The sequence below is a fragment of the Blautia marasmi genome, assembly GCF_900258535.1.
Classification (GTDB): domain Bacteria; phylum Bacillota; class Clostridia; order Lachnospirales; family Lachnospiraceae; genus Blautia; species Blautia hominis.
On record NZ_OIWX01000001.1, the window covers coordinates 5,563,443 to 5,584,347 of the forward strand.

Sequence of the window (20,905 nt, forward strand, 5' to 3'; positions counted from 1 at the left end):
TCACCTACTCTTCTTTTTGTGGATGTTTCTTATTGTTTTTTTCTTCTGGGTATTTCTGCGGTCTTTTGTTCCGGCCCCGCGCTCCGCTTCGTTTCTCTTTGTATCGGTTCCCCTTCCTGTACGGATCAGACATTTTCTGTCTGTTCCGATCAGGTCAGTCCTTCCCGCTTTTATGAGGGCCTCTTTTACAAGTTCCCGGTTGGCGGGGTTTTTATACTGGATCAGTGCACGCTGCATGGCTTTTTCGTGGGGATCTTTCGGTATATATACCGGCTCCATGGTCCTTGGGTCAAGTCCGGTGTAATACATACAGGTGGACATGGTGGACGGCGTCGGATAAAAATCCTGCACCTGCTCCGGCGTGAATCCCATATCCCGCACATATTCCGCCAGTTTCACTGCCTCTTTCATGGTGCATCCCGGATGGGAGGACATGAAGTAGGGCACTGCATACTGCTTTTTCCCTGTGCGTGCGTTTGCCTTTTCAAAATCCTTCAAAAATGTTTCATATACAGCATGTTCCGGTTTTCCCATATAGAAAAGCACCTTGTCGGACACGTGTTCCGGTGCCACCCGGAGCTGCCCGCTCACATGGTGTTGTGCCAGCACTTCCAAAAATTCCTTGTCCCGGTCTGCCTCCACATAATCAAAGCGGATTCCGGAGCGGATAAATACTTTTTTAATCCCCGAAATCTCACGCAGCTTTGCCAAAAGCTCCAGATAATCCCTGTGGTCCGCCTCCAGATTTTTGCAGGGTTTCGGAAACAGGCATTGCCGGTTTTTGCAGACCCCCTTAGTCATCTGCTTTTTACAGGCAGGATGACGGAAATCTGCGGTAGGGCCTCCCACATCGTGGATGTATCCCTTGAACGCCTTCTCCTCTGTGCACATGACAGCCTCGTCCAGAATGGATTCATGGCTTCTTGCCTGCACGATCCGCCCCTGATGAAAGGCAAGGGCGCAAAAATTGCAGCCTCCGAAGCATCCCCGGTTGCTGGTGAGACTGAATTTAATTTCTTCAATTGCCGGTATTTTCCCCATTTTTTCATACATGGGGTGGTACGTGCGGGTATAAGGCAGATGATAGACCTCATCCATCTCCTGTGTCGTGAGGGGCTTAGACGGCGGGTTCTGTACCAGATATCCCTGCTTCTCATAAGGTTCTGCCAAAACTTTCCCCGTAAAAGGGTCCATATTTTCATACTGGATACGAAAACTCTCGGCATAGGCCTTCTTGTCTTTGCACAGCTCCTCATAGGATGGCAGGAGCACACCGCCCGGCATTTCCTTTGTACGGTATACCGTACCCGGTATATGGTGTATATCACTGACCGGCGTCCCCTCATTGAGCGCTCTTGCTATGGCAAGGATACTTTTTTCTCCCATTCCGTAGGAGATCATATCCGCCCCGGAGTCCAGAAGCACAGAACGTTTCAGGGAATCAGACCAGTAATCATAATGGGCGAATCTTCTGAGGGAAGCCTCGATCCCGCCGATGATCACAGGGGTATGTTTATAGGTTCTGCGTATCAGATTGCCGTACACGATAACTGCCCGGTCAGGGCGAAGCCCCATTTTTCCGCCGGGGGAATAAGCATCCGTGCTGCGGTGCTTTTTTGAAACGGTATAATGGTTCACCATGGAATCCATATTGCCTGCTGACACCAGAAAGGCAAGGCGCGGTTCTCCAAACACGGAGATGCTGTTCTCATCCTTCCAGTCGGGCTGGGCAATGATCCCCACACTATAGCCGTAGGATTCCAGAAGCCTGGTAATGATAGCCGTGCCGAAAGAGGGATGGTCCACATAGGCATCACCGCTCACATAGACAAAATCCGGCCGGGTGATTCCTCTTTGTTCCATCTCTTTTCCGGTCACCGGCAAAAACTCTGTCATCATATGAGCACCTCATAGGTATGGTCCATCACCTGGAAATAATCCGCAATATAGTAATCTGCCAAATCTCTCTTCTTATCTGCCTGCTGTGCACTGAAGGCATCCTCCACGGCACAGACCTTCATGCCCGCATTCTTTCCTGCCAGTATCCCCATGGGGACATCCTCAAACACCAGGCATTCCTCTGGATTTTTATGTAATCCCGCTGCTGTTTTCAGGTACACATCCGGTGCCGGTTTACCGGCCGGCACATCACAGCAGGTAGTGATGCCGGAAAAATAACCTTCTATGGAATGGGCCTTCAGCACCATCAAGATCAGCTCCTTACTGTTGCTGGAACAGATGGCAGCGGGAATCTCCTTCTCTTTTAAATAATCTAAAAACTCCCGCACCCCTTTTTTCAGAGGAATCTCATGGCAGTATTTGTGTTCCGCCATGGTGACCCAGGTGCTTTTAATGGCTTCCAGAGAATCCGGAAGGGCAAAGCGTTCTTTAAAATATGCCGCAGTCTCTGTAAATCCCATTCCCTCCAGCTCCTGCTGGAACTCTTCCAGATCCTCCGGCATCTCCAGCCCTTTCATGGCCAGAAACTCCTCGTCCACTGCCTTCCACATCCACATGGAATCCACCAGGGTTCCATCCAAATCAAATAATACTGCATTGATATTTTCAAGCATTGTTCTTTAACCTTTCTATCTCTTCCGCCGAAAGTTTCCGGTACTGTCCGGGTTTCAGCCCTTCATCCAAAATAAGCGGGCCCATGGAGAGCCTTTTTAAGTATACCACTTCATTACCCACAGATGCAAACATACGCTTTACCTGGTGGAATTTTCCTTCCCTGATGGTAATGCAGCACTGCCTGTCTCCGGGCACAAACCCGGTGATATCTGCAGGCATGGTCAGATTTTCTTCGCCGATATCCACACCTTCACACAGCTTCCTGCTGTCCTCCTGTGACAGATTTTCTCTCAGGCGTACAAAATATGTCTTGTCCACATGTTTTTTCGGCGAGAGCAGCCTGTGGGCCAAAGCCCCGTCATTGGTGATGAGGAGCAGGCCTTCCGTGTCCTTATCCAAACGTCCTACGGGAAACAGGTCTTTCCTCTTTTTTAAAGCTATGCAGTCCAGAACCGTTTTCTCCCTGTTGTCCTCTGTGGCGGAGACTACGCCCTGGGGTTTATTCAGCATATAATATTCAAAATCTTCATATGTCACTTTCTCCCCGGAAGCCAAGATCTCATCGGTATCAGGGTCAACCTTAAACTCCGGTTTTGTGACGGTACCGCCGTTTACTGCCACCTGCCCGCCTTTCAAAAGCTTTTTCACTTCGCTTCTGGTGCCCAGCCCCATATCAGCCAGGTATTTGTCCAATCGCATCTTTCCCATTACTGCCATCTCCATCCGGCATAATATTTATTCTTCAGAACGCCTCCCGCCAGCTTGCCAAAGCCTAAAGGATAATCGTTCACACAGATGAGCTGCCACCCCTTCTCCTTTGTGACCGGCAGATCCGATACATCCAGGGTCTCCCCTTTCAGGTATTTGACCGCCCGCACATCCTCCGGTTCCAGCCGGATGCAGGAGACAAATGTCTCCGGCTTTAAGGCCATAGCCAGTGCCTGGGAAGGCTCAAATCTGTTCTTCTTCACGTCACCCAGATAGAGCCCTGTGCGGAGATAGCGGAGTTTCGGCATCTCCTCCCTAACGGGAAGCAGGTAAAGTCTGTCACGATCCAGTTTCAGCCTCTCTCTGTCTATGGGGCAGGATAAAAGTGACAGAAACTCCTCCACACAATCCGGCATCTTCTGCGGCTTTCTTTTTCCCGGACGCTGCCTGTCTCTGCTGCTGTCTTCCCCAGTCTTTTGGCTCTTTTCCAGCAAAGCCAGAAAATGCCCTTCACCGGGCATTCTGTGCGGGAAAATCCTGACACATTTTTCAAGTCCGGCGCCTTCTGCAAATCCTTCGTAGGGAAGGATCTCCTTCAGACGCATATCCGGCATATTCTGCAGCAGATATTCAATCACTTCCTCGTCCTCTTTCCTTGAAAATGTGCAGGTGGAATATAAAAGCATCCCTCCCCCGCGCAGCATACCGGCACCCTGAAGAATGAGTTTTTTCTGTATGGGGACATAAGCCTCAGGCCCTCTCTCCTTCCAGTATTCCATCATCCTGGGTTCCCGGTGGAACATTCCCTCTCCGGAACAAGGTGCATCAATAAGCACTTTATCAAAAAAACCCGAAAAATTTCTCTCAAGCACCTCCGGGTCCTCACTGGTCACGCAGATATTGGGAATACCGGCCATCTCCAGATTTTTCAATAAAGCCTTAGCCCTGCTGCTGCTGATGTCGTTTGCAAACAGCATCCCCTCTCCTCCGAGCCGGCTGCCCAGTTCCGTTGCCTTCCCGCCCGGAGCTGCACATAGATCCAGCACGTAATCCCCCGGTTCCACAGGAAGCCTGCTTGCCGGCGTCATAGCACTTGGCTCCTGAATGTAGTATAGTCCCGCGTAATAATAGGGATGCCTGGATGCACGCTCCTCATCCTTCAGAAAATACCCATTGGGTATCCAGGGCACTTTCTCCATGGAGAAAGGTGTGACAGCTTCAAATTCTTCACATGTGATCTTTGCTGTATTGACACGGAGTCCCTGCATGACCGGCAGGTCAAGGCTCTTTTTATAGGCCTCCAGCTCCGTGCCCAGCAGTTCTTTCATCTCTTGTTCATAAGCACTCGGCAGATTCATTTTTCTTTCTGTGTAACTGACTGTACCTTTCCAGTTACCTCTTCCTTTACATAATCTCTTCTGTAGCCACTGCCTGGGCCCGATAGCCCTCAGCGATAATATCCAGTTCCCGGTGGAACCTCTCCAGTCTGGACAGGTCCTTTGTCTCATAGATCCGGTAAAATTCGTCCTGTATTTTTGCCACTTCCCGCTTGTTGGAATAGTGGTATAGATTCTCGATATTATTCAGGATTCCGGACACCAGATTCGACTGGTGCAGCATGGAATTCTGTGCGTCCATAACCTCACTGCGTACCGATGACATTTCCTCATCCAAAAGCAGAATGGACTGGGCCGCATGGTTCAGCCGCGCCTTTAAATGAGGCGGCATATTTCCCTTGTACTTGTACTGCAGGGAATGTTCAATGGTTGCCCAGAAATTCATGGCAAGGGTCCGGATCTGGATCTCAGCCCTGATATCTTTTGGGCCGTCTAAAGTCTCCACATGATACAGAACGATCATATGGTAGCTTCTGTACCCGCTCTCTTTCATGTGTGTGAGATAATCCTTCTCCTCCACCACCTGCATATCCCGGCGCTTTCTGATTATCTCTGCTACTTTTTCAATATCTTCATAAAACTGGCAGATGACCCGGATGCCGGCGATATCTTCCACCTTCTCCTCCAGGTCTGCCCAGGATATATTTTTTCTCTGCATTTTCTCCAGAATACTGTTAATTGTTTTTACTCTTCCGCTTACTTGTTCGATGGGGGAGTACAGGTCCTTTTCTTTGTGCTCCTTCTTCAGATGGTTAAATTTGATAACCAGCTCTTTGACAGCAAGTTCATACGGAATCAGCAGTTCACGCCATAAATGTATCTCCATAAGACATTACTCCTTACCAGTGCGCCTGTTTTTCTGTCCCTGATCGCAGCCGCATCTTTTGCGGCACAATTTACGGGGTGCCCGAATGGGTATCCAGAGCCGCGCGCTTTGTTTTCCCTATAACGGCCTGGTTTTCGCGTAAGGTATATTAAGTATAGCATATTTCCATAGCTCTCACCATAGAAATTCAGTAACTTATCTCCTTTGTATGATTCTTCAGGTATACAAGCACAGGATACGGATTTAAGGCATATTCCTCCTCACTACCGTATCTCACGTATAATCCCATATGTAAATGGGGTGCAAACTTCCCGCGTGTCCCCTCTTCGCCATATCCGCTGTCACCCAGAAATCCCAGAAGCTCTCCTGCTTTCACAGCTTCCCCCTCCTGAAATTCTCTGCCGTAACCGCTCAGATGGGCATAATAAAAATAGCCTCCTCCCGGACTTCGGATTCCAATCCTCCAGCCTCCCAAGGGGAGCCATCCCACCTTCTCCACAGTTCCGTCTGTGACACTGATGACAGGGTAATACCCGGAAAGCATTGCTTTACCGAAAATATCGCAGCCTTCATGTTTCCGTTTTCCCCCATAATTCCGCTCCTCCATCCAGGTATCCGCAAAAGAAAACGGATCTTCCTTTTCCACAGGGCAAACGGCAAGAGGAAAATACTCCATATCCTGCCAAAAAGGCAGAAAAAGCCGCATCTCCTCAGGAGACATACCTGCTTTCTCCATCTCGTGAACAGGAATCCCGGCTTCCCGCAGGGTTTCCAGGGAAACATGTTCTTTCAGGGAACTGATGGCAAAAACATCCGCAAACACCAAAATCAGAAAAAACAGTATCCATTTCCGCACAAAAATTCCCCCATCTGACATAAAATTCGGCTGTGCCTGTACCAGAGCATAAAAAAGCCAGCTCTTACCCGTACATATCATTTTATGAACAGACAGGGGAAAATATTCCAATTATTTCAATTATTTATGACAATAAAAAGTTCGCGGAGCGTGCTTTCTATCATTTCAATCTTTTTAATACTTCCAGCAGATATTCATAGACTCTGGCTGTGGAGGAGATGGAAAGAGTCTCCTCAGAAGTATGGATATCCTTCATATCCGGTCCTATGGAAATACAGTCAAGTCCCGGAATCTTCTCGTAGAACAATCCGCATTCCAAACCCGCATGGATCACCTGGACAGCAGGCTCCTCCTTAAACATTTCTTTGTAAACCTGGACCATCAGCGGACGCAGAACGGAATCCTGACGATACTCCCAGGAAGGATAATCCCCTTCCACATGATACTCACCGCCTAAAAATTCCGTCAGATACTGTATTTTCTGACCCAGTGCTTTTTTCGCCGAACCTGCGGAGCTTCTCACACTGGCAGAGCAGGTCAAACACTCCTCCGTCAGTCTTGTAACACCCACATTACAGGATGTCTCCACAAGTCCCTCAATAAATCCGCACATCTTCTGAATGCCGTTTGGATAATTTACAAGGAAGAAGATCACTTTTTCCTGGCTTACAGGGTGAAGCACCTGCGCGCTCTTCTCGCCCTTACACACAGCCGTCACCGTGATTCCTTCATCTGTACCTGTATATTCTTTTCTGAGCATCTGCGTAAATTCTTCGGCATAGCTTACCAGCCTTTCCCCATCTTCTGCTTCCACCAGTACAGAAGCCTGTGCCTGACGGGGAATCGCATTATCCTTTTGTCCGCCATTTAGGGAAATAAGTCCAAACTCCCCATACTCTCTGAACTCATGGAGAAACCTTGCCATAAGCAGTGTGGCGTTTGCCCTTATTTTATCAATCTCTGCCCCGGAGTGGCCGCCCAGAAGTCCATCCACCTTAATATCATAGCAGATCCCTGTTCTCTCCTGATACTTTACAGGCAGCTCACTAATACTTGTCATACCGCCCGCACAGCCTGCCCAGAGAATCCCCTCCTCCTCAGAGTCCAGATTGATCAGATACTTCCCTTTCATGGAAGTCGTATCCAGAGCAGATGCTCCCAAAAGTCCGATCTCCTCATCCACAGTAAACACAGCCTCAATGGCCGGATGCTGCAGTTTATCATCCTCCAGAATGGCCAGCTCATAGGCTACAGCGATCCCGTTATCACCGCCCAGCGTAGTGCCGTCCGCATGTATCATATCCCCCTCAACAAAAAGTGTGAGCGGGTCTTTTGTAAAATCATGGGTACTGTTTGGAAGCTTCTCACAGACCATATCCACATGCCCCTGCAGGATCACCACCGGAGCATTCTCATATCCGCCGGCAGCCTCCTTAAATATAATCACATTCCCACTTTCATCCTGAATATAACGAAGTCCATGCTCCTTGGCAAAATCCGCAAGATAATCACTGATCCCCTGCGTATTCCCAGAACCATGGGGGATTTTTGTAATCTCCTCAAAATAATGAAAAACTCTTTCCGGTTTCAGATTCTCTAATACTGACATATCAATTCCTCCTGTAATTTTATTCCTCTGCTGTCTTCTATTTTGTCACATTCTCCCCTGATTGGCAAGGGATAGGATGGTGGTTTTTTTTACTTGTTTTTTTGGGGGTGTGGCTCACGGACGGAGAGGTGGGGGGAAGGGGGCTGTGTCCGCTCGACGTTCCGGAACCAGTGAGCTAACCGATAACTGCGACTAAGACGCTCACCAGCGGGTTCGCGCCAAGTCTCCGTAATCGGTGGATCTCACAGGCTCCTCCACTTAACCTCGCTGACACAGCCCCCTTCCCCCCACCTCTCCTGCTCTTCTCTCCGGAACTAGAAAACATGTAAAAATTTTTATTAGTAGTAAAAAACAATCTACGTTTTTATAAAAACAAAAACCCTAAGTACCTATTTATTACCGGCAATTACCTGGGCACATCCCTGACAGTAATATAAACTTCTACTTAAACGTAGTTAATCTTTCAATTCACTTCTTTAAACGCAGTCCACCTTTCAATACACTTCCTTAAACGCAGTCCACTTTCCAATACACTTCCTTAAACACAGTCCACCTTTCAATACACTTCCTTAAACGCAGTCCACCTTTCAATACACTTCCTTAAACGCAGTCCAACTTTCAATACACTTCCTCAAACGCAGTCCACCTTTCAATACACTTCCTTAAACGCAGTCCAACTTTCAATACACACCCCTGAGCCAGTGAAAACCAGGAAGCGTATGGGAGAAGGGCGGGGGAGAGGCGGTATGCGTGTGAGTGATGTTTAGTGGAGCGCCGCGGAGATCCACCTGCCCCAGTTCCTTAATGAAGAGGCCATTGCCGATGAATTTAGGAACTGGGAGCAGGTTAGCTCCGTGGCAGCGGAACGCTTCACTCACACGCATACCGCCTCTCCCCCGCCCTTCTCCCATACGCTTCCGTCCGCATTCACCCGCATCCACCCGCATTCATCCGCATTCCCTCGCATATACTTAAAAAAACCCAAAAGAGGCCCCTCATGAAACGCTCCCTCTCCCTGCTCCCCTTCCTTATTATGCTTGCATTCCTCCTCCTCTTCCCGGACACCTCATTCACCTGCGCAGCCTCCGGCCTGATGCTTTGGTTTGAAACCCTGCTGCCTTCCCTGCTGCCCTTTATGATCATCTCAAACCTGCTGATCAAGACTGACCTGCTGAAAAACTGGATCCGTATCCCCACCGGACTGTGGCACCGCTTTTTCGCCCTCTCCTGTGACGGTGCCTACGCTCTGATCCTTGGGCTCGTCTGCGGCTATCCCATGGGCGCCAAAGTGACTGCTGACCTCTACCTGGAAAAACGTATTTCCAAAAAAGAGGCAGAATACCTGCTCACCTTTGCCAACCACCCCGGTCCTTCGTTCCTATCTTCCTATGTCTGTCTGCAGGCCCTCGGCCAGAAGACACTGATCCTGCCCACCTACGGCATCATCTATCTTGCCAACTATCTGTGCTGCCTCCTTTTCCGAAGGAGAGCCGACCGCCAGGCCATTGCCGCTGATTCTGACGATCATGCAGAAAACAAAAGAAACGAAAAAGAGATATCCATCCAATCCCCTGTGGGAGAAATTCTGGATACCTCTATTATGAACGGATTTGAGTCCATCACAAAACTGGGAGGATATATCATCCTCTTTTCTGTCTTCCAGGGTGTCATTAAAAAGGTATTTGCACCTTTAGGGCCCGTTATGTATCTCATGTGCGGCATCACGGAAATGACCACCGGCATCACTGCCCTGGCAGGTACCGGCTGGAATCTTACGATCCTGTACCCCATGCTGCTGGGTATCACTGCCTTCGGCGGCATCTGTGTTGCAGCTCAGACAAAATCCATGCTTGCGGGAACAGACCTCTCCTTCGGACCTTACATATGGGCAAAACTCGTTAACTTTCTGCTCACAGGCCTTCTGTCATTTTTATTCATCGAAATCGTCTAGATCATCATCGTCCAAAGATACGCTCTCTGTCGGTGCAGTTTCCTGTACCGGCGCTGCTCCTCCAAGCTGGGGCTGCAGTTCGCTTCTGTTTCTGTTGATCACATCCAGAGAAGCCTGCAGGGAACGAACAAACTCGTTGTATTTTGCACCTGCATCCTCAAGAGTGTTAGCCATGATCTGGCCCATATTAGCCATCATTTCATCTGTATAGGAAATTGCGCTGAGACGCAGGTTATTGGCATCATTGGTTGCTGCGTCAATGATCTCCTGAGCCTGACGGTTAGCGGTATTCACTGTCTCATTGGCCTGTGCGTATGCCTGCTGCATCACCTCAGACTCCTTTACCATCTCCTGTACCTGAACTTTTGTCTCAGCAATAATGGTGTCTGCCTTAGCCTGGGCATCTGCCAGGATAGCATCCTTGTTACTGATGATCTTCTGGTATCTCTTGATCTCATCCGGAGTTTTCATACGCAGCTCACGAAGAAGTTCTTCTAATTCTTCCTTGTTCACTACGATTTTGGTGGTGGACAATGGCTGATATTTGCAGCTCTCTACATATTCTTCAATTTCTTCGATAATCTGTTCAATTCTGCTACTCATAATCATTCTCCTTATTGTATTCTTACTTTTTTTCCTTCTGTGCGAATTTTTCTCTCACTTTTTCAACGACGTACTCCGGAACGAACTTTGATATATCCGCGCCGAAATAGGCGGCTTCTTTTACAGTGGTGGAACTTAAGTAGGCATATTCCAGGCTGGTAGTCAGAAACATGGTATCCACATCCCTGGCAAGCACCCGGTTGGTCTGTGCCATCTGCAGTTCATATTCAAAATCAGTAATTGCCCGCAGACCGCGGATAATCACCTTGGCATCACAGCTTCTTGCGAAATTCACCGACAGCCCTGAAAATGATGTCACTTTCAGGTTCGGGATATCCGCCGTCACTTTCTTTAATATATTAACACGTTCTTCGACAGAAAACAACGGACTTTTTTCAGAATTCATCAAAACTCCAACAATTACCTCATCAAAAAGCTCCGCCGCCCTCTTTATCACGTCCAGATGTCCAAAAGTTGCCGGGTCAAAGCTGCCCGGATAAATTGCTCTCACCATCGCTCGTATCTCATGCCTTTCTCAGGAAAATGTGCCGGTTCGTTTTGTATCTCTTGTCTTTTACCATAGTGAAGCCGTACTCTTCCAGATAATCAAAGGGTGTCTCTAAGGAGGCCTCCACCACGATCAGGGTATCCTCATCCACATAGGATGCTTTGGAAAGCACCGAAAGCACCTGTTTTTCCAGTTCCCTGTTATAGGGAGGATCCATGAAAATACAGCCGAAGGGCTCACTGCCCTCCAGAACGCCCAGGGCAGAAAAAACGTCCTGGCAGTAAAGTTCTGCTTTGTCAGCAAGCCGGGTAAACTTCAGATTTTCCCGAATGCACTCTGCCGCTTTTTTATTTTTTTCTATAAAGACACACGAATATGCCCCTCTGCTCAATGCTTCAATTCCGATAGCACCACTGCCTGAAAAAGTATCCAGGAACCGGCATTCACATAGGTAAGGCTGCAGCATATTAAACAGCGTCTCCTTGATCCTGTCAGTGGTCGGCCGGGTGTCCGTACCGGGGATTGTCTTGAGGGGCATACTCTTTGCACTTCCTGCAATCACTCTCATCTTGTTGTAATTCCTTTTCTCTACTTACTCAGCCGCCAATCCAGATCACCATGGTCAAGTCCCAAAATCAGGGATTCTGCTGTAGCGATATTCGTAGCGATAGGGATATTGTACTGGTCACAGCACCGGGAAATCTGGTAGACATCCGGTTCTTTCTGATCGATCATAGCCGGGTTATAGAAAAAGATCACCATATCTATATCTCCCCGCTCTATCATTTCCGTAAACTGCTTATCTCCGCCCATGCTTCCCGGAAGGAACTTGTGGACATGCAGATTGGTCACTTCCTCAATCCTTCTGCCCGTTGTCCCGGTGGCATAGACCTGGTGTTTTGCCAGAATATTCTTATAAGCAATACAAAAATCTTCAATCAGAGGTTTTTTACTGTTGTGCGCTATAATACCAACATTCATATTCTATCATCCTCATTTTCTTTTATCAGAACAATTATAGCAAATATAACAACTAACTGCAATTATTATTTTAAATTTTATACATATTTTACAGATTTATACAAATCGCCCTGCGCAAATTAAATGTTTTATTCACTGAAACCTTATTGTAATACAATTCACAAAATTTGTCAAAACTTGAAAGAACTTCTATGTGTAAAAATATAAATAAATCACATACTACCATTGTAACAAAAAAACAAAACATTTAAGGAGGAAGAAAAAAATGTCTAACACAAATTCTTCTAACAGCGCAGCAGTACCCGAAGCAAAGAGTGCATTAAACCGTTTTAAATATGAGGTAGCCAATGAGTTAGGTGTACCGCTTACAGACGGTTACAACGGAAACCTGACTTCCAAACAGAACGGTTCCGTTGGTGGTTATATGGTTAAGAAAATGATCGAAGCACAGGAAAGACAGATGTCAAGCGGAGGATCTACTCCGATGTCTAACGGTTCTACTCAGCTTTAATCAGTAGCTTGATAGGTAAGCTCTGAACAGTAATCTGTTCAACAAAAACTGAATGAGCCTTCATTCAAAAAAGAGGGCGCTTCTTCCCAATGAAGGAGCTCCCTCTTTTCCTTTTACATAAAACCTTATGAAAGCACGTTCTTATAAATCCACTTTATTTCCGCCTTCTTTGTATTCCTTGTTGATCACATAGTAAGCGGCGTTCTCTTCCGGTTTGATGTAAATCTGCATTTCTTTGATGTCGCTCTCTTTTTTTCCGGTCTCGTCCATCCATGCTTTTTTTACACTGTTCTCAATATCTTCAACCTTGTATTCGCTGCCCATGCACTGAACATAAACACATTTCTTTGCTTCTGCAGCCTTTGCAGCAGGTTTTGCAGCAGCTTTTTTCTCAGCTACGGCTTTCTTTGCAGCGGCACGTTTTACAGGCTGTTTTTTCTCTGTGGTTTTGGCAGTTTTCACCGATTCTGCAGCGGTAACTGCTTCTGTCTTCTTCTCTTCGGTCGTTGTCTTCACAGCCTCTGTCGCAGCTGCTTTTGTCGTTGATTTCTTAATAGGCATAATAAATCTCCTCCTTTTACATACCCTTTGAAATTTCGATTTTCCCGTTAATCATATACCTTTTTCAAAAAAATTTCAAGTTTTTTACTCCACACTTTTCATGGACTCCACCATATCCACCTTTTTTAGGCGGAAATGCATGAAGAAATTTACCACTGCCGAAAAGAATAAAGTAATCAGGATACTGTAAACAAAACTGATAATCTCAATGTCTCTGCCGAACATCATAATATCCGTTTCCGCTGTGAGGATCACAAACCTATGCAGGATCTTTCCAAAGAAAATTCCCAGAAAACACCCAATAAGCGTCAGGCAGACATTCTCTCTGAGTACATATCTGGACACCTCCATATCATAAAACCCAAGGACCTTTAAAGTAGCCAGCTCCCGGATCCGCTCACTGATATTAATGTTATTCAGATTATATAATACAACAAACGCCAGCAGGCCTGCAGCGATGACCAGTACATAGATGACCGTATCAAGGCTTTTCAGCATATTGGCGATCCTGTCCGCTGTTTTGGTGATAAAAGACACTTCGGACACCTGGTCATATGCCATGTATTTTTCCTGCATACTATCTTCAAAAGAACTTTCCGTGGAGCTATTGATCGTGAGATAATCCACAAATTCCGGCGTTTCACCAAACACCTGACTGTACAGTTTTGGTGAAATGTAAATGTAATGAAGGAAATAATTCTCTGTAATGTGGGAAACCTTCACTTCAAAACGGTCCGTCTCTTCCTCTTTCAGGACCACTGTATCGCCTTCCTTCACATCCAGCAGCTTTGCAAGCTTTTCCGATATGATGATCCCGTCGTCTGACAGCTCATAATGTTCTTTTGTTGTGCGGCTGCGCAGGTCAGCATATTTTTTAAATTCTTTTGCGTCTTCCGGCACCATCACATAGGCGCTTTTCGTCACATCCTCTTTCTCATTTTCAATATCCATGGATGTCTTGTAAACTGCCATGAATGATTTGATGTCCTTATCCTTCTCCATGGCTTTCACCACTTCGTCCTTTTCCTCCTGCGTCACCTTATCCTCCAAAACCACCTCTGCATGATAGGACAGCAGGTCATTATACTGGATCGTGCCAATGGAACGGACAGAATCCTTGACACCGAATCCCACCAGCAGAAGCCCCATGCATCCGCCGATGCCCAGCACAGTCATGAAAAATCGCTTCTTATAACGGAACAGGTTGCGGACTGTGGATTTATTGGTAAAGCTTAAATGATTCCAGATGATCCCCACCCGTTCCAGCAGCACTCTTTTTCCTGACTTTGGAGCTGCAGGCCGCATCAGTGTTGCAGGTGTGGACATAAGCTCTTTATAACAGGCGATCCCGGCTGCGGCTGTAGTGCATGCGATAGCCAGAAGCGTGGATGACACGGAATACCCCACATGAAGAGGTGCCACTGCCTCAGGAAGGTTATTATAAAGAATGCCATAAGCGTTGATAATGACAGGCGGCAGTATCTTCTGCCCTGCCACCAGCCCCACAAGGCTGCCTATAAGAGACGCCAGGAGGGCGTAACACAAATATTTTGCCGCTATGGATAACTTACTATATCCCAGCGCTTTCAGGGTGCCGATCTGGGTTCTCTCTTCCTCCACCATGCGGGTCATGGTGGTCAGGCAAATGAGGGCTGCAACCAGGAAGAAGATTGCCGGAAATACATCCCCGATAGCCTTGATCCTGTCAGCATCCTGTTCGTACTCCACATAAGTCTGTATGTAATCACGGTTGAGAACATGCCATTTCGGCACTTCCAGTTCGTCCAGTTCCTTCTGCCCATCCGCAACTTTTTGCCGGGCATCCGCTATCTTCTCGTCAGCATCCGCTTTTTTATCTTCGTATTCTCTGCGCCCATCCGCAAGCTTCTGCCTGTTCTCCTCAATCTCAGACTCCCCGTCCGCGATCTCTTTTTCTCCGTCCGTAAGCTGGGCTTTTCCGTCATCCAGTTCTTTCTTAGACTGGATAAGCTGGTTTTTGGCGCTTGCTAGCTCAGTTTCTTTGGATTCCAGAAGTGCCCTGGCCTCATTCAGCTGATCTTCACCGTCCGCGAGCTGGGCTGCACCTTCCTCCACCTGAGATTTTCCGGTTTCCAGCTCCTGTTCCTTCTCCTTGAGGAGGTCCTCCGCCTGGGCCAGCTGGCTCTCCCCCGCCCCAAGCTCTGCCTCCTTGGATGCCAAGGTCTTTTCCTGCTCCTCCACCTGGGCTAACTGCTTTTGAAGGTCCTCCAGTGTGGCCGGCAGGGTCTTCTGCTGCTCTTTGAGTACCAGAAGGCCCTGATCCATCTGCTCCTTCTGTTCCTGAAGCTGCTGCAGCGTTGACTGAAGGCCCGTATGCTTCTCCTCGGCGGCTGTGATTCCTGCTGCAAGTTCTGCCTCCTGCTCTCTCGCCTGACCAAGCTGCTCTTCTAACTGCTGCCGGATATCCTCTGCCTCAGGGGGCAAACCGGCAAGCTGCTCTTCCAACTTGATAATCCCATCCTGGACAGCCTCCTGTTTTTGCTGCAGATCCGACAGTGCTGCTTCCACCTGGCTGATGCCATCCGTAACCTCTGCAATACCGTTTTGGACAGCAGGCAGACCTGCCTCTATCTCCTGGATTTTCTGCTCTACCTGGGCAATACCGTCTTTTGTCTGTGCGATCCCGTCATTCAGCTTTTGTTTGCCCTGGGCTATCTGGGCTTTCCCCTCCTCAAGCTGGCTTCGTCCATCCGCAAGCGCTGCCTTTTGTGTGGCAATCTCCTGCCAGCCCTCCGCGATCTGCTGCTCACCGTCCGCAGTCTGCGCCCGGGCATCTTCCAGCTCCTGCGTCTTTTCTTTCAGAGTGGACGCATTTTCATAATAGGAGTTCCATCCCTCTGCGATCTGGCTCTCACCGTCCGCCACCTGTGCCTGGCCGTCTGCAAGCTGGGCTTCCCCGTCAGTCAGTTTGTCCCTGGCGGTTTTTAATTTCTCCTTTGCATCCGCAAGTTTTTGTTCGGCTTCCGTGAGTTCTTTTTCTCCGTCATCCAGTTCTTTTTTTGCATCCGCAAGCTTCTGCCGGTTCTCCTCTATCTCCGCGGACGCATCATCCAGTTTTTCCTGTCCTTCCCGGTGGACCGACTCATAGCGGATCTCACAGCGGCCGTCTGCAATGGCTTCCAGCCGGTCTTCCACTTCTTTTACCGTATCCTCGTACTTCTCAGAACCTGACAGGAGTTCTCCGGCTCCTGCCACACGTATCACGGCCTCTGTATATACTTCCAGGGAAAAGCTTTCCGGAGGGATGACCAGGAAGCTGCTCAGCTCCCCGTTTCCTATCTTGCTGGTTCCCCTGTCCAGACTGAGATAATAGGCAGTGGTCCCGCTTCCCACAATTTTATACTCTGTGACCGCAAGTGTATCCCCGATATCGTCATCCGTACCGGATCTTACAGTGATCGTATCCCCAACCTTGTAGCCTGAAAGGCTTAAAAACCGTTCGTCCGCAAGGCATTCGTTTGGTTTTTTAGGCATACGGCCCTGCTTTACTGTTATCTTGTTGATATCCTCATAGACTGACATCATGCGGACTACTAGCTGTGCTTCCTCTGTACTGCAGAGCACGTCGGCACTGTAGCCGCCCCGCACATCCTCCACGCCCTTTATCTCCCGGATCGCCTCTATGTCTTTCTCTGTAAGCCCCAGATCACCCAGTACGCGGATATCCATGAAATTGCTCTTGTCATACAGAAGGTCCGCCGACTTATTCATATCCGGAGCCGCTGCCCTCACACCGGCAAAAAAAGCAACGCCCAGTGCTGCGATGAGCATAATGGACAGAAACCGGTTCCTGGTCTTTTTTATCTCCATAAAAAAATCTTTTGCTAATGCATTTTTCTTCATGCTGTCACACCTTTGTAACTGTTCAGTATCTTCACCGTTACGCACCTTTTCTCTATAGTCCCGGCAGCTCCAGCCGTTCCTTCGCATAATCCAGAAGACGTGCCTTAAGCCTTCTGTGTTGTTCCAGTGATAAATCCGGGTCCAGCTTCAGGATTGCTCCCCCCGCTTCGCTGGCCTCTTTCAGTACCTGGGCATCCTGGTATATATCAGCCAGAGCAAATTCCATGTCTCCGCTCTGACGGATTCCAAACAGATCCCCCGGACCCCGAAGCCGCAGATCCTCCCCTGCGATCTCAAAGCCGTCGTTGGATTTTACCAGGATCTCCAAACGCTCCTTTGTCTCCCGGGCGTCCTGCCCCTGCATGAATATGCAGTAAGACTGATGTTCCCCGCGCCCTACGCGTCCTCTGAGCTGGTGAAGCTGCGCCAGGCCGAATCGCTCCGCGTTCTCCACCATCATGACCGTGGCATTGGGAACATTCACACCTACCTCCACCACTGTTGTGGATACCAGAATCTGTATCTCACCGGAAGCGAAGGCACTCATGATCTTATTTTTGTCAGCGGGTTTCATTCTGCCGTGAAGAGACTCTATCTTTATATCCGGAGGCATGATGTTTCGCAGGCGCTCTGTGTAATCCAGTACATTTTCCGCTTCCAGACCTTCACTCTCCTCCACCATGGGACAGATGACGTAGACCTGTCTTCCGGCCTGAATCTCCCGCTCCATAAAAGCATATGCTTTTGGCCGGTAAGAAATATCCACCACACAGTTTTTTATGGGCAGTCTTCTTGCCGGAAGCTCGTCAATGACAGAAATATCTAAATCCCCGTACAGGATTATGGCCAGCGTCCTGGGTATGGGGGTTGCACTCATAACAAGGACATGGGGCTTCTCCCCCTTTTTAGACAAGTCATCCCTCTGGTTCACACCAAAGCGGTGCTGTTCATCCGTCACAACCAGAGCCAGGTTCTCATACTGTACCTTCTCCTGGATCAGAGCGTGGGTGCCCACCACCATTTTCGCCTGCCCGCAAGATATCTGCTCATAAATCAGCCGCTTTTCCTTTGCTGTACAGGAACCTGTCAGCAGCACCGGCTCAAAGGCCAGTCCCTGCTCCTTTAACAGTTTTTTCAGAGCTTCAAAGTGCTGGGCAGCCAAAACCTCTGTGGGAACCATCAGCGCAGACTGGTATCCATTGACAGCTGCCAGGATCATAGAAAGAAATGCGATAATGGTCTTTCCGCTTCCCACATCACCCTGTACCAGCCTGGACATAAGGGTATGCCCTGTCATATCCCTCTCGATCTCCCCCCAAACACGTCTCTGGGCATTGGTCAGAGGGTAGGGCAGGTTCTCTATGACATTCTCTGTCTCCCAAACGGGTTTCATGGTAAAAGGGCTGGCGGCATCCTGGGTCTTTTCTTTCATCATGCGTACAGCCAGTATAAAAAATAGAAATTCATCAAATACCAGCCTTCTTCTGCCCAGAAGCATATTCTTTTTATCTCTTGGAAAATGGATTTCAGAAACCGCAAAGTTATATTCCGCCAAGTGATAATGGAGGCGGAAATCCTCCGGCAGATATTCCTGCACGATCTCCTTCTCCTCCAGAGCCTGCTGTACCGTCTTGACCACCAGCTTATTCGTTAGTCCTTTGGTCAGGCCGTAAACCGGATGCAGCGTGTGCAGCATCTCCCCGTACTTTTCAGGCGTGAATACCTCCGGGTGCTCCATTGTCAGGCGCCCTTTCTTTTCCATGACCATTCCACGGAATATGTAGCAGCTTCCCGAGGAAATGGTATTTCTCAAAAAGGGCATGTTATACCAGGTAAGGGCCAGGCTTTTTCCCTCCTCTTTCAGAGCAGCCGTCACCACCGTGAGCCTTCCTGTACTGCGCACACCAACTTTTCCGGCTATCCTGCCGGCCACAGCAGCCTTTTTCCCGGGCTTCAGCATTGCAATGCTCTCCGGCTGCGCATATTCTTCGTAATCCCTGGGGTAGTATCTAAGCAGATCACCCACACTTCGTATCCCCAGTTTCGCAAATAATTTTTCCGTCTTCTCACCAATTCCCTTGATGGAACGGATTGCATCTGCTTCTCTCATATCTGTTACTCCATCCCTGTCTGACACTGCTGTCTCTCGTAACTCTTTGGCAGGTCCGGGTATTTACCGGACTGACCGTGTGAAACCTTCTTCTTGTGTAAAGAAGAGGTGTTTCCGCAGCAGGCTAAAGCCGCGTCCACACCTCTTATTCTGTAACTGTTCAGTACCTTCACGCAGGTTATTCCACGGATACCACATAATAATAAATCGGCTGACCGCCGTTATTTACTTCCACATCAAAATCCGGATAGCGCTCCTCCAGCTTCTCACCCAGACGCTGGGCGTCCTCCGTGCTCACATCGGAACCGTAATATACGCTGATGATCTCTGTATCTTCATCCACCATAGCGTCAATGGTCTCCATGGTAATCCCTTCCACGCCCTCGCCTACAGCTAAAATACCGTGGTCGCCGATTCCCATAATATCACCCTGCCGGATTTCCTTATCATCAATCCTGGTATCTCTCACCGCATAAGTGACCTGTCCGGTCTTTACATTGCCGATACACTGCAGCATCTCCTCCGTGTTCTGCTCCACTGTCTTCTCCGGCACATAATTAATCAGAGCCGTGATACCCTGAGGTATGGTCTTGGTTGGAATGACAATGATATTCTTATCCTCTGTCAGATCCCTTGCCTGGTTTGCTGCCAGAATAATATTTTTATTGTTTGGAAATACGAATATATTCTTTGCATGTACCTGTTCAATGGCTTTCAGCACATCCTCTGTGCTCGGATTCATGGTCTGACCGCCTTCAATAAGATGATCAGCGCCTAGATCACGGAAGATGTCTCCCATGCCGTCCCCTACTGATACAGAGATAAATCCTACTTCTTTCTCCGGCACAGATTCTCTCTGCTGTGCTGCCAGCTTTTCTGCCTCTTTGATCACCTTTTCATGGTGCTCCAGACGCATGTTGTCAATTTTCATATTGGAGAGCTGGCCGTAAGTCAGGGCTTTCTGGATTGCCATACCAGGGTCATTGGTATGTACATGCACCTTCACGATTTCATCATCTGCCACAACTACCAGGGAATCTCCTATAGACATAAGGTACTCTTTGAAAGCCTGTTCCTCTTTTTCCGGAAATGTCTTATCCAGCATAATGATGAATTCCGTACAGTAACCGAATTTGATATTGCTCTCCTCCCCGGATACCGGTTTGCTCATGCCTGAGGATTTGGGCTTCTCAAAATTCATGTCAATTTCTTTGCCCAGATAGCCGTCAAAAGCACCTTTGAGAACCTCTACAAGTCCCTGACCGCCGGAATCCACAACACCTGCCTCCTTGAGGACCGGAAGCATGTCCGGTGTTCTGGAAAGCACATGTTCTGCATGGGCAATGACATCCGTGAAGAAGCTTCCAAGATCACTGCAGTCCTCCGCGATCTCCAGGGCCTTGTCAGCCGCGCCTCTGGCAACTGTCAGGATGGTTCCTTCCTTTGGCTTCATAACAGCTTTATAGGCGGTTTCCACACCTTTTTCAAACGCTTTCGCAAATGCAGGAGCATCCACGGTATCGTAATGTTCAATGGTTTTTGTAAAACCTCTCAGAAGCTGAGAAAGGATAACGCCTGAGTTTCCTCTTGCCCCGCGCAGAGAACCGGAAGAGATGGCTTTTGCCAGTGTCTTCATGGTCGGATCCTCAAGTGCACTTACTTCGGAAGCGGCAGACAGAATTGTCAGCGTCATATTCGTTCCCGTATCACCATCCGGTACAGGGAACACATTCAGTTCATTAATCCATTCTTTCTTAGCTTCCAGATTTTTGGCACCAGCCAGAAACATCCTGCCAAGCATCTTAGCGTCAACGGTATTGGTATTCAA

Annotated in this window: 16 protein-coding genes and 1 pseudogene; 2 read left to right on the forward strand and 15 right to left on the reverse strand. The window is 48.4% G+C overall.

Features of this window, described 5'->3' with window-relative positions; genetic code table 11:
* The 7 genes from C6P39_RS24540 to C6P39_RS24570 all read right to left on the reverse strand — a co-directional run bounded on the left by C6P39_RS24540 (nt 1) and on the right by C6P39_RS24570 (nt 7,970).
* Nucleotides 1–1,899 (reverse strand): YgiQ family radical SAM protein, encoded by a 1,899-nt coding sequence (locus C6P39_RS24540; protein ID WP_104805508.1) that lies wholly within the window; start codon nt 1,897–1,899, stop codon nt 1–3.
* Nucleotides 1,896–2,573 (reverse strand): HAD family hydrolase, encoded by a 678-nt coding sequence (locus C6P39_RS24545; protein WP_104805509.1) that lies wholly within the window; start codon nt 2,571–2,573, stop codon nt 1,896–1,898. Before C6P39_RS24545 ends, C6P39_RS24540 begins: the two co-directional genes overlap by 4 nt.
* Nucleotides 2,566–3,282 (reverse strand): pseudouridine synthase, encoded by a 717-nt coding sequence (locus tag C6P39_RS24550; RefSeq protein ID WP_104805510.1) that lies wholly within the window; start codon nt 3,280–3,282, stop codon nt 2,566–2,568. Before C6P39_RS24550 ends, C6P39_RS24545 begins: the two co-directional genes overlap by 8 nt.
* Nucleotides 3,282–4,640 carry an RsmF rRNA methyltransferase first C-terminal domain-containing protein gene (locus C6P39_RS24555; RefSeq protein WP_104805511.1) on the reverse strand — a complete coding sequence of 453 codons (1,359 nt, stop codon included), beginning with the start codon at nt 4,638–4,640 and terminating at the stop codon, nt 3,282–3,284. The genes C6P39_RS24550 and C6P39_RS24555 overlap by 1 nt, the downstream gene beginning before the upstream one ends.
* 46 nt (nt 4,641–4,686) lie before the next feature.
* Nucleotides 4,687–5,505: a GTP pyrophosphokinase gene (locus tag C6P39_RS24560; RefSeq protein WP_095172878.1), complete on the reverse strand. Its 819-nt coding sequence runs from the start codon at nt 5,503–5,505 to the stop codon at nt 4,687–4,689.
* Nucleotides 5,506–5,692: 187 nt separating this feature from the next.
* Nucleotides 5,693–6,361, reverse strand: a complete 669-nt coding sequence (locus tag C6P39_RS24565; RefSeq protein ID WP_242987137.1) for a M23 family metallopeptidase — start codon at nt 6,359–6,361, stop codon at nt 5,693–5,695.
* A gap of 160 nt (nt 6,362–6,521) precedes the next feature.
* Entirely contained in the window at nt 6,522–7,970 is a 1,449-nt protein-coding gene (locus tag C6P39_RS24570; protein WP_104805512.1) for an aminoacyl-histidine dipeptidase, read from the reverse strand.
* Between the two features lie 997 nt (nt 7,971–8,967).
* Here C6P39_RS24570 and C6P39_RS24580 point away from each other — a divergent pair.
* The gene (locus C6P39_RS24580) at nt 8,968–9,921 is read left to right on the forward strand and encodes a sporulation protein (protein ID WP_104805514.1); all 954 of its coding nucleotides are present in this window, start codon (nt 8,968–8,970) and stop codon (nt 9,919–9,921) included.
* On the opposite strand, the gene C6P39_RS24585 is transcribed toward C6P39_RS24580, so the two are convergent.
* The 4 genes and pseudogenes from C6P39_RS24585 to C6P39_RS24600 form a co-directional block, all read right to left on the reverse strand.
* Nucleotides 9,901–10,524, reverse strand: a complete 624-nt coding sequence (locus C6P39_RS24585; protein ID WP_065541576.1) for an ATPase — start codon at nt 10,522–10,524, stop codon at nt 9,901–9,903. The genes C6P39_RS24580 and C6P39_RS24585 overlap by 21 nt on opposite strands.
* Before the next feature lie 22 nt (nt 10,525–10,546).
* Nucleotides 10,547–11,038, reverse strand: coding sequence for a pantetheine-phosphate adenylyltransferase (gene coaD / locus C6P39_RS24590; protein WP_065541575.1), 492 nt, complete (start codon nt 11,036–11,038; stop codon nt 10,547–10,549).
* Nucleotides 11,039–11,048: 10 nt separating this feature from the next.
* Nucleotides 11,049–11,606, reverse strand: a pseudogene (gene rsmD / locus C6P39_RS24595) (16S rRNA (guanine(966)-N(2))-methyltransferase RsmD); the annotation flags it as partial.
* A gap of 14 nt (nt 11,607–11,620) precedes the next feature.
* The gene (locus tag C6P39_RS24600) at nt 11,621–12,013 is read right to left on the reverse strand and encodes a methylglyoxal synthase (protein WP_065541573.1); all 393 of its coding nucleotides are present in this window, start codon (nt 12,011–12,013) and stop codon (nt 11,621–11,623) included.
* 265 nt (nt 12,014–12,278) lie between these two features.
* Here C6P39_RS24600 and C6P39_RS24605 point away from each other — a divergent pair, with 265 nt between their 5' ends.
* Nucleotides 12,279–12,524: an alpha/beta-type small acid-soluble spore protein gene (locus C6P39_RS24605; protein ID WP_018598013.1), complete on the forward strand. Its 246-nt coding sequence runs from the start codon at nt 12,279–12,281 to the stop codon at nt 12,522–12,524.
* Between the two features lie 141 nt (nt 12,525–12,665).
* On the opposite strand, the gene C6P39_RS24610 is transcribed toward C6P39_RS24605, so the two are convergent.
* The 4 genes from C6P39_RS24610 to C6P39_RS24625 all read right to left on the reverse strand — a co-directional run bounded on the left by C6P39_RS24610 (nt 12,666) and on the right by C6P39_RS24625 (nt 20,905).
* Nucleotides 12,666–13,085, reverse strand: a complete 420-nt coding sequence (locus tag C6P39_RS24610) for a DUF6465 family protein (protein ID WP_104805516.1) — start codon at nt 13,083–13,085, stop codon at nt 12,666–12,668.
* A gap of 84 nt (nt 13,086–13,169) precedes the next feature.
* A complete protein-coding gene (locus tag C6P39_RS24615) occupies nt 13,170–16,967 on the reverse strand; it encodes an ABC transporter permease (protein WP_104805517.1) in 3,798 nt (1,265 codons plus the stop codon).
* A gap of 52 nt (nt 16,968–17,019) precedes the next feature.
* Entirely contained in the window at nt 17,020–19,077 is a 2,058-nt protein-coding gene (gene recG / locus C6P39_RS24620) for an ATP-dependent DNA helicase RecG (protein WP_104805518.1), read from the reverse strand.
* Between the two features lie 178 nt (nt 19,078–19,255).
* Entirely contained in the window at nt 19,256–20,905 is a 1,650-nt protein-coding gene (locus C6P39_RS24625; protein ID WP_104805519.1) for a DAK2 domain-containing protein, read from the reverse strand.

Excerpts from the sequence above, each read along its gene's own strand:
- C6P39_RS24585 (WP_065541576.1), bottom strand. The coding sequence starts at position 10,524 with ATGAGTAGCAGAATTGAACAGATTATCGAAGAAATTGAAGAATATGTA.
- C6P39_RS24560 (WP_095172878.1), bottom strand. The coding sequence starts at position 5,505 with ATGGAGATACATTTATGGCGTGAACTGCTGATTCCGTATGAACTTGCT.
- C6P39_RS24605 (WP_018598013.1), top strand. The coding sequence starts at position 12,279 with ATGTCTAACACAAATTCTTCTAACAGCGCAGCAGTACCCGAAGCAAAG.
- C6P39_RS24545 (WP_104805509.1), bottom strand. The coding sequence starts at position 2,573 with ATGCTTGAAAATATCAATGCAGTATTATTTGATTTGGATGGAACCCTG.
- C6P39_RS24550 (WP_104805510.1), bottom strand. The coding sequence starts at position 3,282 with ATGGGAAAGATGCGATTGGACAAATACCTGGCTGATATGGGGCTGGGC.
- C6P39_RS24615 (WP_104805517.1), bottom strand. The coding sequence starts at position 16,967 with ATGAAGAAAAATGCATTAGCAAAAGATTTTTTTATGGAGATAAAAAAG.
- recG (WP_104805518.1), bottom strand. The coding sequence starts at position 19,077 with ATGAGAGAAGCAGATGCAATCCGTTCCATCAAGGGAATTGGTGAGAAG.
- coaD (WP_065541575.1), bottom strand. The coding sequence starts at position 11,038 with ATGGTGAGAGCAATTTATCCGGGCAGCTTTGACCCGGCAACTTTTGGA.
- C6P39_RS24580 (WP_104805514.1), top strand. The coding sequence starts at position 8,968 with ATGAAACGCTCCCTCTCCCTGCTCCCCTTCCTTATTATGCTTGCATTC.
- C6P39_RS24570 (WP_104805512.1), bottom strand. The coding sequence starts at position 7,970 with ATGTCAGTATTAGAGAATCTGAAACCGGAAAGAGTTTTTCATTATTTT.
- C6P39_RS24600 (WP_065541573.1), bottom strand. The coding sequence starts at position 12,013 with ATGAATGTTGGTATTATAGCGCACAACAGTAAAAAACCTCTGATTGAA.
- C6P39_RS24610 (WP_104805516.1), bottom strand. The coding sequence starts at position 13,085 with ATGCCTATTAAGAAATCAACGACAAAAGCAGCTGCGACAGAGGCTGTG.
- C6P39_RS24555 (WP_104805511.1), bottom strand. The coding sequence starts at position 4,640 with ATGAATCTGCCGAGTGCTTATGAACAAGAGATGAAAGAACTGCTGGGC.
- C6P39_RS24540 (WP_104805508.1), bottom strand. The coding sequence starts at position 1,899 with ATGATGACAGAGTTTTTGCCGGTGACCGGAAAAGAGATGGAACAAAGA.